Annotated in this window: 11 protein-coding genes and 1 pseudogene; 8 read left to right on the top strand and 4 right to left on the bottom strand. The window is 72.5% G+C overall.

The genetic code is table 11. The features are described 5' to 3' along the window. A pseudogene (locus tag NOD94_RS13120) lies at window positions 1–229 on the top strand (hypothetical protein); the annotation flags it as partial. Window positions 230–321: 92 nt separating this feature from the next. Further along, window positions 322–1,098: a DUF4239 domain-containing protein gene (locus NOD94_RS13115; RefSeq protein ID WP_281206049.1), complete on the top strand. Its 777-nt coding sequence runs from the start codon at window positions 322–324 to the stop codon at window positions 1,096–1,098. 26 nt (window positions 1,099–1,124) lie between these two features. Here NOD94_RS13115 and NOD94_RS13110 read toward each other — a convergent pair whose 3' ends face one another. The 3 genes from NOD94_RS13110 to NOD94_RS13100 form a co-directional block, all read right to left on the bottom strand. Then, window positions 1,125–2,309: an MAB_1171c family putative transporter gene (locus NOD94_RS13110; RefSeq protein WP_281206048.1), complete on the bottom strand. Its 1,185-nt coding sequence runs from the start codon at window positions 2,307–2,309 to the stop codon at window positions 1,125–1,127. 13 nt (window positions 2,310–2,322) lie between these two features. After that, complete coding sequence (locus tag NOD94_RS13105; protein WP_281206047.1) at window positions 2,323–2,880, bottom strand: toxin-antitoxin system, toxin component; 558 nt, start codon at window positions 2,878–2,880, stop codon at window positions 2,323–2,325. 64 nt (window positions 2,881–2,944) lie between these two features. Beyond that, window positions 2,945–3,613 carry a helix-turn-helix transcriptional regulator gene (locus tag NOD94_RS13100; RefSeq protein WP_281206046.1) on the bottom strand — a complete coding sequence of 223 codons (669 nt, stop codon included), beginning with the start codon at window positions 3,611–3,613 and terminating at the stop codon, window positions 2,945–2,947. 334 nt (window positions 3,614–3,947) lie between these two features. Here NOD94_RS13100 and NOD94_RS13095 point away from each other — a divergent pair, with 334 nt between their 5' ends. The 4 genes from NOD94_RS13095 to NOD94_RS13080 all read left to right on the top strand — a co-directional run bounded on the left by NOD94_RS13095 (window position 3,948) and on the right by NOD94_RS13080 (window position 9,314). Further along, complete coding sequence (locus tag NOD94_RS13095) at window positions 3,948–4,820, top strand: helix-turn-helix domain-containing protein (RefSeq protein ID WP_281206045.1); 873 nt, start codon at window positions 3,948–3,950, stop codon at window positions 4,818–4,820. Window positions 4,821–5,049: 229 nt separating this feature from the next. After that, a complete protein-coding gene (locus tag NOD94_RS13090; RefSeq protein ID WP_281206044.1) occupies window positions 5,050–6,405 on the top strand; it encodes a 6-phospho-beta-glucosidase in 1,356 nt (451 codons plus the stop codon). A gap of 36 nt (window positions 6,406–6,441) precedes the next feature. Then, window positions 6,442–8,538, top strand: coding sequence for an MDR family MFS transporter (locus NOD94_RS13085; protein WP_281206043.1), 2,097 nt, complete (start codon window positions 6,442–6,444; stop codon window positions 8,536–8,538). A 113-nt stretch (window positions 8,539–8,651) separates the two neighbouring features. Further along, entirely contained in the window at window positions 8,652–9,314 is a 663-nt protein-coding gene (locus tag NOD94_RS13080; protein WP_281206042.1) for a GPP34 family phosphoprotein, read from the top strand. A 90-nt stretch (window positions 9,315–9,404) separates the two neighbouring features. Here NOD94_RS13080 and NOD94_RS13075 read toward each other — a convergent pair whose 3' ends face one another. Further along, entirely contained in the window at window positions 9,405–9,893 is a 489-nt protein-coding gene (locus tag NOD94_RS13075) for an NUDIX domain-containing protein (RefSeq protein ID WP_281206041.1), read from the bottom strand. Window positions 9,894–9,959: 66 nt separating this feature from the next. Between NOD94_RS13075 and NOD94_RS13070 the strand changes: the two genes are divergently transcribed. Next, window positions 9,960–10,991 (top strand): NAD(P)/FAD-dependent oxidoreductase, encoded by a 1,032-nt coding sequence (locus NOD94_RS13070; RefSeq protein ID WP_281206040.1) that lies wholly within the window; start codon window positions 9,960–9,962, stop codon window positions 10,989–10,991. Window positions 10,992–11,193: 202 nt separating this feature from the next. Continuing rightward, a complete protein-coding gene (locus NOD94_RS13065) occupies window positions 11,194–12,636 on the top strand; it encodes an FAD-dependent oxidoreductase (protein WP_281206039.1) in 1,443 nt (480 codons plus the stop codon). Window positions 12,637–12,681 lie beyond the last annotated feature (45 nt).

Here is a 12,681-nt window from a genome sequence, read left to right as displayed (position 1 = left end):
GGCCGCCGGGGAGCAACCGGAGCCCGCGTCGGCCGAGGCCGCCGCTCCGCCCGCGCCCAGGGCCGCCGCCGCCTTCGCCAGTGCCTTCCGCATGCGCCCGTACCACTCGGCGGCCTTGGAGCGGCGCGGCCCCGACGGTCTCGGCACCATGACCCTCATGGCCGTCGTGACCACCCCCGCCGTGCTCGCGGCCGCCGCGCTGCGCCCCCGCTCCAAGAGCCGCGGCTAGTGCTGTGACCGCAAGGGCCACAGCACCGGCGGCCCCGCCCCCGTACCCCGCGCACCCCTCGTACCACCGCACCCACGAACGGGAGATCCCTCGTGTCCGAATGGCTGGTCCTGGCCATCGCCATGGCGCTCGTCTGCGCCCTCGTCCTCACCATCACCACGATCCGGCACCGCCGGGTCGCGGCCGACGAGGACACCAGCGAAACCCCCGACGTGATCGAGTACATGACGATGATGGTCGGGGTGGTCTACGCGATCGTCCTGGGCCTGGCCATCGCCGGGGTCTGGGAGGCGCGCGGCGCCGCGGAGGACAGCGTGCGCCGCGAGGCCCAGTCCCTGTACGAGGTCACCCAGCGCGCCGACGTCTACCCGGCCGCCGTCCGTGACCGGATCCGGGGCGAGGTGGACGCGTACGTCTCCCACACCGTCGACGTGGACTGGCCGCGACTGACGTCCGGCGAGGCGGCCTCCCCCGAGGGCGGCGTGCTCCTCGGCAAGCTGCGCACCGACGTGACCCACCAGAGCCCGACCACCGAACTCCAGGCACAGGCCTATCAGCCGCTGCTCGACCACATCGCGACCGCCGACGACGCCCGGCACTCCCGCACCCAGAGTTCCGGATCCACCCTGCCCGGGGTGGTCTGGTTCGGGCTGCTGGTGGGCGGCATCGTCACGATCGGGTTGATCTTCACCCTGCAGATCCGCCGCTCCGGGCGCGAGCTGCTGCTGGCCGGCCTCTTCAGCGCGCTGATCGTGTTCCTGCTGTTCATGGTCTGGAGCTTCGACGCACCGTACGGGCGGGACGGCGTCGACTCCGCCGGCCCCTTCCAGGACCTGTTCCCGACGGTGTCGGTGACGGCCTCCCGCTGAACCGCACGCGGCCGGGGGCCGGGAGGTCAGGTCCCCGGCACCGTCGCGTGCCGTCGGGCGGCCGCCACCAGCGGCGAGTGCCGCAACGCTTGTGAGATCCGTACGAGGTCGCGCGGCCCGTCGGCCGTGATGAGCACCCGGTCCTCCGCGTCCGTGTCGGTGTCCTCCGGGCCGTCCGGGTCGGCGGCGCTGGCCCGGACGGCGGCCGCCACCATCGCCGCGTCGGCGATCGCGCGGGCCGTCGCCTCGTCCGCCCCGTCCGCCAGCGCCCGTTCGTAGGCGTCCTGCCGTTGCCGGCGGTCGAAGCAGGGCCCGAGTCGCAGGAACCCGTCATGGATGTCCGACTCGCGCTGGATCACCCGGATCTCGGCCGGGGACCACCAGGACATCCGGACGGAGGGCGTCCCGCTGGGCGCGGTGCTCTGCACCTCGTGCCACAGCGCGCCGAGCCGCCGGTACCTCGCCCAGGTGTGCCAGTGGTCGGACGCCCGCTGGCACACCAGCGGCATCACGAAGCCCACGGCGCTGACCAGTGCCCCGGCGGAGGCCAGTGGCGGGGCGGCGTAGGTGCTGAGGTCGTCCAGGTCGTTGCCGGTCCAGCGGGCGATGACCGCCGCGAACTTGGTGGCGTCGTAGGTGAGGCTGAAGGCGTAGCCGGACACGATGGTCACCAGGCCGGTCCGCAGCCAGCCGCGCACCTGGAGGGACCAGCGCCAGCACATCGCGACCATGGTCATGGCGGCCACGTTGTGGGCCAACAGGTACAGGGCGATCATCACCCGGATGTACGGGGTGTTCGCGTAGTGCGTGTCGAAGTCGCGCAGCCGCTCCTCGGGCACGTCGCCGAGCACGAACAGCACGATGATCGCCACGATCACGACGGAGTAGCCGGCGATCCAGCGTTGCGAGGTGCGCCGCGTCTCCTCCGGGGGACCGCCGCGCCAGTTGAAGATCAGGATCAGACAGGACGCGCTGAACGCGGTGATCAGGCAGTACACCAGCGGGGCGGAGAGGTTGGGGATCCCGGTCCAGCGGTTGACGGCCGCGATGGTGGGCGGGGCCGCGAAGGTGAACACCGCTCCGGCGAGGACGAGCAGGACGCAGACGGACCGCAGGAGCGGATCGCGCCAGTTGCTGCGCAGCGCCGGCAGCTTGAAGACGAGGGAGATCGCCATCGCGACTGCCGGGATGTAGTAGTCCTGACCGTTCAACGGTGGTTCCTGTTCAACGTTCTTTCCTGTGCCCCCGGTAGCCGAGCGAGGTCTCGATCCGACCCGCCAGCTCATCGCGTTGGGCCGGGGCCCGGTGGCCGGCGGCTCCGGCGAGCCAGGTGCGACACCTGCTGCCCAGGAGCAGGCCGAAGGTCTCGGCCTCCGTCTCCTCCTGGACGTCGGCGCGGGTGCGCGCGGCGACCCGACGGACGGTCTCGCCGAGGTCGGCCTCGTCGGTGAGCATGCGGGCGGCCACGGCGGCGCCGTCCACGTGGTGGCTGCAGTGGCCGGCCTTCATGTGCCACAGCTCGTGGCCGAGGATCACCAGCTGGTGGTCCGGTGCGGTGCGTTCCTCGATCACCACCAGGTCGCGGTCCGCCATGTCGAGCCACAGACCACTGGCCGTTCCCTGCGGGAAGGCGGCCATACGGAAGTCCACCCGGCGACCTCGGTGCCTGCTCATGCCCTCGCAGAGGGCGGCGTAGAGGTCGACGGGTTCCACGGGGGCGGTCAGCCTGATACCGGCCACCAGCTCCCCGCACAACCGCCGCTGCGCTCTGCCTATGCTCACCGTTCTCCCCGTCGGCGTGGATCCGGATCAGGATTCAAGGATCAGATCCAGACTTTCGACTGGGTCATGATTCGTTCGGTTTGACACTTTCGAGAAGCATGTCCAGCCATTCGGTCACCTTGTCCCGGTGCTTGTCGCTGGGCAGTTGGGCGGCGCGCCAGGCGATGCCCCGTACACCGTGGTCCTGCAGGAGTCTTGCCAGCGGATCGCCGGCCGAAGCGGCTTCCGCCGGTACGGTTTGCCGCTCGCGCCCCGCGAAGTCCTGGAGCAGCTGCTGCTCGGTGCGCTGGAGGGCGTCGGTGAGGGCGTCGGCGTCGTGGGCGGTGAGGAAGCCGGCGTGGACTCCGAAGAAACGCTGGATCGCGTCACAGTGTTCCATGGTGGGCCGCCGGTCACCGTTGATCAGGGCGCCGGCCTGCTGCCGGGACATCCCGGCGCCGTCCGCGATCTCCTGCTGGGTGTAGCGGCGGCCGTTGGGTTTGACCCGGGTGCGCCGGAGCAGGTCGAGCCGCTGGAGGAAGCGGGCCTGGAGGTCGGGTTCGCCGGCGGCTCGGCCGTCGAGGAGGGTTTTGATCACGTCCGTCGGGACCCCGGACGCGTCCGACAGCCGCCGCAGGTCGAAGACCTGGTTCAGGGTGCGGCCCATTTTGTTCGCGAGTTCGGCGACCCGCGTGACGGTCGCTGCCAGGGGCGCGTTGGCCACCGCGACGGGAGCCGGGAAGCCGTCTGTCACCAGTGGTTCTCCTAGATCGCGCGAGGTCAGTGGGCACGTGGTCGGCCTCAGGGAATCTATCCGGTCTGCCTCGGGAGAGCTAGAACTTGCCACAGCTGTGGCGGGAATGAGCTGTCGCCAGGCTGGAATTGCCACAATAGTTGACACTCGAATGAAGTCGGTAGCAGGATCGCCACACGGAAATGAAGATCCAGACCGTGAGGAGGGGGAGCTCTCGGTGCCACATCTCGCAGCGGTGGGCCCGTCTGATGGCCTCGTCCGAGCCGGTGAGGAACGCCTGGCGGGCGAAGAGTCCGCGCGTGGCGCAGTGCGGTCGGAGCGGCGCAAGGAGATTTTGCGCCAGCGTCGTGAGGAACTCGGGCTGAGCCAGGAGGACCTCGCGTCGAGGCTGCGCATCAGTGTGCGCGCCTACGGAAACTGGGAGCGGGGGCTCGTCAAGGAGTGGACGGACCGCAAGCTCCTCGCCCTGGCCGAGGCCCTGGAGATGAGCGAGAGGCAGTGCTTCTGGCTCTTCCGGGTCATGGTCGACCGGGATCCGCCGCCCACCTGGCGCGCGGCCGAGGAGAGCCGACTGCCCCAGGACCCGGCCCAGCGCGACTACCTGTGTGACTACGCGGCCCTGATGGAGGCCGTTCCCTACCCGAGTTTCCTGGTGGACCACCGATGGGACGTGGCCCTCACCAACTCGGCCTTCGACCAGCTGTTCCAGTCGGTGCGCCCGCACCCGACGGCCCTGCCGGACGACAACTTCCTGCGCTTCGTGCTGTTCCACCCGGACGCCGCGGCCGTGCTGGAGGACCACGAACCGGCCTGGTGCGTACCCCTGTTGGCGCAGTTCGCGACCGCCCTGTCGGCCGCGCCCGAGGACGACGGGCTGCGGAGCATCCGGCAGGAGGTGGCCCGTGACCCGTTCATGGAGGCCGCCTACCGCTACGGCGTCCCGCACTGGCTGAGCACCCACGGCGAGGCGGCGGCCGAACAGGACGGAGCGGTACGAACGGTCCGTCATCCCGACCCGGGATGGGGCGTGGTGCGCTGCCGGATGGTGGCGGAATCCAGCCGAATGTTGGAAGCGATGGGCCTCACCCGCATCACCCTCGTGCTCTCGGCCCCGCAGGGCCTGCCCAAGGGGCCGGTGCGCGGCGGGGGAGGAATCCCGCAGCAGCAGGGGGCGCGGCTGCGGGCGGTGCCGTCGCTGGGGGACTGACCGGCCGGGGGCACAGGCCCTCGGCCCGGGTGTCGCGGTGGGTTGCCACCGCGTGGATGCCACGATCCGTGCCACGATCCGCGTCACGCGCGGATGCCGCGGACCGTGGCATCGTTCGTGTCCGGGGGCTGCGGCGCGGACCGTGGGCTCCGGTGGGATCTGGCGGTTCCGGCGGTTCCTGGTGGTTCCCGGTGGGTTCGGTGGTGATGGCGAAAGGGCGGTAAGAGGCGTGCGGTTGACGATCCTCGGCGGGGGCGGATTCCGCGTCCCGCTCGTTTACGGAGCACTCCTCGGGGACCACGCCGAGGGCCGGGTGTCACACGTGACCCTGTACGACGAGGATCCCGGTCGGCTCACGGCCATGGCCCGGGTGCTCGCGGGCCAGGCGGCCGCCGCCGGTGTGTCGGACGCCCCGACGGTCACCGCCACCCGGGACCTTGACGAGGCGCTGCGCGGGGCCGACTTCGTCTTCTCCGCCATCCGCGTCGGCGGCCTGGAGGGCCGGGCCGCGGACGAACGGGTGGCCCTGGCCGAGGGTGTGCTGGGTCAGGAGACGGTCGGCGCGGGGGGTGTCGCGTACGGCCTGCGCACCGTGCCGGTGGCCCGGGAGATCGCGCGCAGGATCGCCCGTACGGCGCCCGAGGCCTGGGTCATCAACTTCACGAATCCGGCCGGCGTGGTCACCGAGGCGATGGCCCGGGAACTGGGCGACCGGGTCATCGGCATCTGCGACTCGCCGGTCGGGCTCGGCCGCCGGATCGCCCGGCTGCTCGGCGCCCGTCCGCAGGACGCCTGGATCGACTACGTCGGCCTCAACCACCTCGGCTGGGTGCGCGGCCTGCGGATCGCCGGTCGCGACGAACTGCCCCGGCTGCTGGCCGACACCGAGGCGCTGGAGTCCTTCGAGGAGGGCCGGCTGTTCGGGGCGGACTGGCTGCGCTCGCTGGGGGCGATCCCGAACGAGTACCTGCACTACTACTACTTCAACCGTGACACCGTACGGGCGTACCAGGAGGCCGAACAGACGCGCGGCGCCTTCCTGCGCGACCAGCAGCGGAGCTTCTACGCCGAGGCGGGGGGCGCCGGGACCTCCGCCGCCTCGGCGCTCTCGGCCTGGGACCGGACGCGGGCCGAACGGGAGGCCACGTACATGGCCGAGAACCGGGAGGCGGCCGGCGTCGGCGAGCGCGACGAGAGCGACCTGGAGTCCGGCGGCTACGAGAAGGTCGCCCTCGCCCTGATGCGGGCCATCGCCCGGGACGAACGCGCCACCTTGATCCTCAACGTCCGCAACCGGGGCACGCTGTCGGTCCTCGACGCGGAGGCGGTCATCGAGGTGCCCTGCCTCGTCGACGCGAACGGCGCCCACCCGGTCGCCGTGGCCCCGCTGCCCCTGCACGCGGTGGGTCTGGTGACCTCGGTCAAGGCGGTGGAACGTGAGGTGCTGGCCGCTGCGGAGAGCGGCTCGCGGGCGGACGCCGTCAAGGCCTTCGCCCTGCACCCGCTGGTCGACTCCGTGACCGTGGCCAGAAAGCTGCTCGACGGCTACGCCGCGGAACATCCGGGCCTCGCCCACCTGCGCTGATCCCGGGCCGGGGTCACCCGTACGGCCTCGTGCCGCATGCGGGACGGCGGGGGCGCTGTGAGAGTGCGAGATGTGACCACAGCCACCGCCACGGCCCCCGCGCCCCCCGTGCTCGACCGGCGGCGGCGCAACGTCATCTTCGGCACGATCATGCTGGGTGTGCTGCTCGCCGCACTCGACCAGACCATCGTGGGCACCGCGCTGCCCACCATCGTGGCGGACCTCGGCGGCGGCGACCACATGTCGTGGGTGGTGACCGCCTACCTCCTCGCGGAGACCGTCTCGACGGTGCTGGTCGGCAAGTTCGGTGACGTCTTCGGGCGCAAACTGATCTTCCAGATCTCGGCGATCGTCTTCATCACCGGTTCCTTCCTGTGCGGCTTCGCGAGCAACATGACGCTGCTGATCCTGTGGCGCGGCCTCCAGGGCGTCGGAGCCGGCGGTCTGATGGTCACCGCGATGGCGCTGATCGCCGACGTGGTGCCGCTGCGCGAACGGGGCAAGTACCAGGGCGCCATCGGCGCCGTCTTCGGCGTGGCCACCGTCATCGGGCCTTTGCTGGGCGGGCTGTTCACCGACTCCCTCAGCTGGCGCTGGTGCTTCTACGTCAACGTGCCCATCGCCATCCTCGTGGTGATCGCGGCCGCGCGGACCATCCCAGCGGTCCGGGCGCCCGGCAAGACCGTGATCGACTACCTCGGCATCGCGCTGGTCTCGGTCGGTGCGAGCGCCCTGATCCTGGGCACGAGCTGGGGCGGCAACGAGTACGCCTGGAGCTCCCCGATGATCATCGGGCTGTTCGCGGTCGGTGTGGTGGCCCTGGCGCTGTTCTGCGTCGTGGAGACCCGGGCCGCGGAACCTATGCTCCCCATGAGGCTGTTCGGCAATCCGGTCTTCTCGATCTGTTCCGTCCTGAGCTTCGTCGTCGGCTTCGCGATGCTCGGCGCGTTGACCTTCCTGCCGACGTACCTGCAGTACGTGGACGGGGACTCGGCCACCGTCTCCGGCGTCCGGACCCTGCCGATGGTCATCGGGCTGCTCATCGCCTCCGTCTTCAGCGGCAACTTCGTCAGCAAGACCGGCCGCTACCGGATCTTCCCCATCCTCGGCTGCGCGGTGATGGGCCTCGGGCTGTACCTGTTGTCGCAGATGGGACCGGACACCAGCGCCTGGCTGGCGTCCCTCTACATGTTCGTGCTGGGCACCGGGATCGGCCTGTGCATGCAGGTGCTGACCATCGTCGTGCAGAACACCGTCGACTACGCCGACCTCGGCACGGCCACCTCCGGCGTCACGTTCTTCCGTACGCTCGGCAGCGCCTTCGGGACCGCGGTGTTCGGCACCATCTACGCCAACACCCTGGCGCCCGCCCTGAAGACGGCGGTCGCCGAGGCGGCGCGCGGCACCGGGGAGGACCCGGCGCGGCTGGCCGCGGCCGCGCAGAGCCCGCTGGGAGTGCGCGGACTGGAGCCGGACGCGGCCGGCCCGGTCATCGCGGCGTACGCCGACACCCTCCAGACGGTGTTCCTGTGGACGGTGCCGGTGGCCGTGTTCGGCTTCGTGGTCGCGCTCTTCCTCAAGGAGGTAAAGCTGCGGGACTCGGCCCGCGCCGGATCCACCGACATGGGCGACGGCTTCGCCTCGCCCGCCACGGCCTCCGGGAACTCCGCCAAGCTGCTGGAGCTGGCCGTCGGGAAACTCGTACGGAACATGGGCCCCGAGGACGCGCGCGGCATCGTGAACGCCTCCGACACCCGACTGGACATGGGGGGCGCGTGGGCGGTCATGCAGGTCGAGAGGATGACCCGCACCATCGGCCACGCGAGCCTCGGCCTCATCGCGGGGCGGCGCTCCGTGCCGCCCGAGGTCCTGCTCCCCGTCTACGACCGGATGGTGGAGGAGGGCTACCTCACCCGCGACGGCCACTTCTTCTCCCTGACCCGGGCCGGGCAGCGCGAGGCCGACGTCATCTCGGAGGCGTGGGCGCAGTGGCTCGGAGACCGGTTGGAGAAGGACCGCGGCCGGCCGCGCAGCGCCGAACTGAGGATGGCGGCCGACGCGATCGCGAAGCGGCTGCTCGCGGAGGACCTGGCCGACGGCAACTTCGCTCCGCAGGTCGGACGCCGCGCCTGAAGGGGGCGCTCCGGTGCCGGGTGGGAACTCCCGTGCGAGGGGCCGGAACTCCGGGTGGTCGCCGGTCGTCCTACCTGGTGAGACAGGTGCGGTGACGGGGTGAGGGGGCGGTCATGGCGATCACGCTGGCCGAGGAGATCATGTTGTTGTCCCTGGACGACGAGTCCGGGGCGGCGAAGCAGCGGCAGGCGGCGGGATGGGCCGTGGCGGGTGGCATCCTGCTCGAACTCGTCCTGGCGGAGCGGGTGTCGGTGTCGGGCAAGTACCTGACGCTCGTCGATCCCACTCCCACCGGTGAGAAACTGCTGGACAGCAGGCTGCTGTTGATACAGGCGTGGCTTCGGGGCCGGGACAAGCGCCGGGTGACGGAATGGCTGACCAAGGACAACAGCAAGGCGGTCGGCGCCGCCCTGGAGAGCCTGGAGGAGCGCGGGCTGGTCGTCGAGGAGGTGCGGAAGGTCCTCGGGGTGTTCCCGCGACGGCACCATCCCGAGGCCGACGGCTCCGTGGAGAGCGCACTGCGGGAGCGGCTCGCCGCGGTCGTCCTGGAGGGCGCCGAGCCGGACGAGCGCACGGCGGGGCTGATCTCCCTGCTCCACTCGGCCAAACTGCACCGGTTGGCCTTCCCGGGACCGGTGGGCAAGACGGTGGCCCCGAGGATGCAGGAGATAGCCACGGGCCAGTGGGCGGCCGAGAGCGTCCGTGCGGCCATCCGCGACATGCAGGCCGCGGTGGTCGCGGCCACCGTCGCCACCTTCGTGGCGGCCACAGTCTGAGGCCCGGGGCCGGGGCACGGCCGACCGGGCCCGGGTCCGGGTCGGGTCGGGCCGGGTCGGGTCGGGCCGGGCCGGGGACGGCGGACGGGGTCAGGAACCGGCGGTCGGTGTGGCGCGGCAGGCGTACGAGCTGCCCCGTGGCGGGGGTGTGAGGTCCGGGCGCCAACTGTGCAACACCGCGGCCGTGGGGGCGTACAGCTCCGCCGGGATCCCGGCCGGGGCGAACCACTGCCAGCGGGCGATCTTGTGTGGTTCGGTGACGCGGGGCGTGCCCGTGGCGGCGCGGGTCACGGCCGCCGCCGTCAGCCGGGTCACCCCGGATGCCGAGTCGAACCCGACGGCGAGCACCTCGACGTCCCCGGGCGCGGCACGCAGGTCCGTCTCCTCGGCCAGTTCGCGGGCGGCGGCCTGCTCGAAGTCCTCCCCGGGGTCGACCTTGCCGCCCGGGAGTTCCCAGCGGCCGTCGTGTGCCTGGCCGAGCAGGATCCGGTTGTCGGACCCGATCACGATCAGTCCGACGCCGACCACGGCGTGGGGGCGGGGGGCGGCTCGTTCGGGGCGTTCGTTCCCTTCGGTCATGGCTCCATTTGCCGGTTCGGCAACATGATTTGTCAAGCACCGCCGTCCGGGCGCACCCTCACGGCCATGGACAACGTGACGCGGGCCGAATACGACGTGGTGATCGTGGGCGGCGGGGCCGCCGGCCTCGCCGGGGCGCTGACCCTGGCCCGGGCCCGCAGATCGGTGCTGGTGCTCGACTCCGGGACCCCGCGCAACGCCCCCGCCGCCCACCTGCACGGATACCTCGGCCATGACGGCGAGAGCCCCGCCCGCCTGTCGGCCCTCGGCCGTGAGGAGGCCGCCGGGTACGGGGCGCGGTTCCGGTCCGGGCGCGCGGGGACCGCCGTCGCCGCCGACCGGGAGGAGGGCGGCGGCTTCCTGGTGCGCTGCGCGGACGGTTCGTCCGTCCGGGCGCGGCGGCTGCTCGTCGCGACCGGGCTGGTGGACGAACTCCCGGAGCTGCCCGGCCTGCGGGAGCGCTGGGGACGGGACGTGCTGCACTGCCCGTACTGCCACGGCTGGGAGGTGCGGGACCAGCCCTTGGCGGTCCTCGCGACCGGTCCGCTCGCGGTGCACCAGGCGCTGCTGTGGCGGCAGTGGAGCCCCCGGGTGACGCTCGTCGCGCACGACCTGCGGCCCGGCCCCGAGGACCTGGAGGCGATGGCCGCCCGGGGCATCGCTGTGGTCGAGGGGACGGCGACGGGCCTGACCGTCGAGGGGGACCGGCTGACGGCGCTGGAACTGGCGGACGGCGCGACGGTGGAGTGCCGGGCGCTGGTGGTGGCCCCGCGGTTCACCGCCCGTTCGGGGGTGCTGACCGGCCTGGGCCTGCCGACGACCACGCTGGAGCGCGACGGGGCTCCGATCGGTACGTGCGTCGAGTCCGAGCCGGCCACCGGTGCCACGGCCCTGCCGGGCGTGTGGGTCGCGGGGAACGTCACCTCCCCGGTGGAACAGGTGTCCGGTGCGGCCGCCCAGGGCGTGCGCGCGGCCGCCGCGATCAACGCCGACCTCGTCGGTGCGGAGACGCGCGACGCGGTCGCGGCGTGGCGGGTCGGAGCCGGGGCGGGAGCCCGGGACGGGGTCCCGGGCGGTGCGGGGGAGACCGGTCGGTAGGGCCTGTGGTCACACGCCCGTCGTCGCCCGGACGTCGCGAGGCGGACGGGATTTCGGCGACGGGCCCAAGACGGAGGGTTGGCCGGGACGGGGCCGGAATCGCAGCGATTCGGACAACCGTGCGGGTTTCGTTCGAGGCCCGTCCGTGCAGGCTCTGGCGGTGTGATCGTCGTACGGTTCATCGGCCGCCCAGGGAGACGCAATGGCACACGTGCTGGTCATCGGCGGAGGCGTCGCAGGGCTGGCCACCGCACTGCTCGCGGCGCGGCGGGGACACACCGCCGAGCTGTTCGAGCGGGACACCCGCGCCCCCGGCACCGCCCTCGACCGGGACTTCTTCCGCTGGCGGCGCCCGACGGTCCCGCAGGCGGCGCAGCCGCACGCGCTGCTCGGAGCGGCCCGCAAGGTGCTGCTCGGCGAACTGCCCGACGTGCACGCCGAGATGCTTCGGCTCGGGGCGCGCGAGCGGCACGAGCTGGACTGGTTCGACGCCCGCCCGCCCGCACTGCCCGGCGACGAGGACCTCGTCATGCTCCAGGCGCGCCGCATCGTGCTGGAGAGCGCCCTGGCCACGGCCCTGCGCGCCGAACAGGGCGTGGTGACCCGGTACGGGGAACCCGTGGAGGGGCTCGTCACGGTCGGCGAGGACGGACCCGGGTCCTGGTCCGGGGGCGATTCCGGACCAGGACCAGGACCAGGACCCGGAATCCGGGTGACCGGGTTGACCACGGGCAACGGGGCGTACGAAGGGGACCTGGTCGTGGACGCCGGGGGGCGGCGCGGCGGAGTCGAGCGCCTGCTGGCCTCGGCCGGCTGCCGTCCCGCCGCCGTCGAACGGCACCGCACGGGGCTCGCGTACTTCTGCCGCTGGTACCGGCTGCCCGACGGCATGGAGGAGGGGCCGCGCCGGCCGTGGACCGTGACGGGCGGGGCCTTCGCGGGCTGCGCGGTCTTCCCGGCCGACAACAGGATCTTCGCCGTCACCCTGTTCGTGCACACCGACGACCCCAGCCGTGGCGCGCTGCGCACCCCGGCCGTCTTCGACGCCGCAGCCCGGGCCTTCCCGCCCGGCGCGGCCTGGCTGGAGACCGGCGCCGAACCGCTTTCCGGCGTACTGGCCATGGCGAGCCTCGACAACCGGTGGAGCGCCCTGGCGGACGAGCGGGGCCCCGTGGTGAGCGGCCTCGTCCCCGTCGGGGACGCCCTCACCCACACCAACCCGACCCTGGGACAGGGCACCTCGCTCGCCCTGTGGGCCGCGCACCGGGTGGCCCGGTCGGCGCACCGGGATCCGGGAACGGCCCGTTTCGCCGCCGAGTACCACGACTGGGCCGTCCGCACGCTGAAGCCCTGGTTCGACTTCCAGGTCGTCGCCGACACGGCCATCGGGGAGCGCTTCGCGACCCGTGCGGGGCGTACGGGAACGGCCCGTGAGGTGTCCGCCCTGTTCGACTGCGCCCTGGAGGATCCACAGGTGATGCGGGCCCGCGCGAAGGTCCGACACCTGGCCGAACCCCCCGAACGGGCGTACGCGGACCCCCGTATCCGGGCCCGGGTGGCCCGGTGGCTGGCGGCGCGGCCGGACTACTCGCCGAACGCGGTGGGACCGGACCGGGCGCAATGGGAACGGCTCACGGCGGTCTGAGCCACCCGGCGCGGTCCGTCCGCGCAGGGGGCGGCGGTCGGGGCG

This window comes from Streptomyces sp. Isolate_45 (assembly GCF_024721315.2).
Classification (GTDB): Bacteria; Actinomycetota; Actinomycetes; order Streptomycetales; family Streptomycetaceae; genus Streptomyces.
The sequence above is the reverse complement of the archived record's forward strand: the minus strand, read 5'-3'. Positions and strand labels throughout refer to the sequence as shown.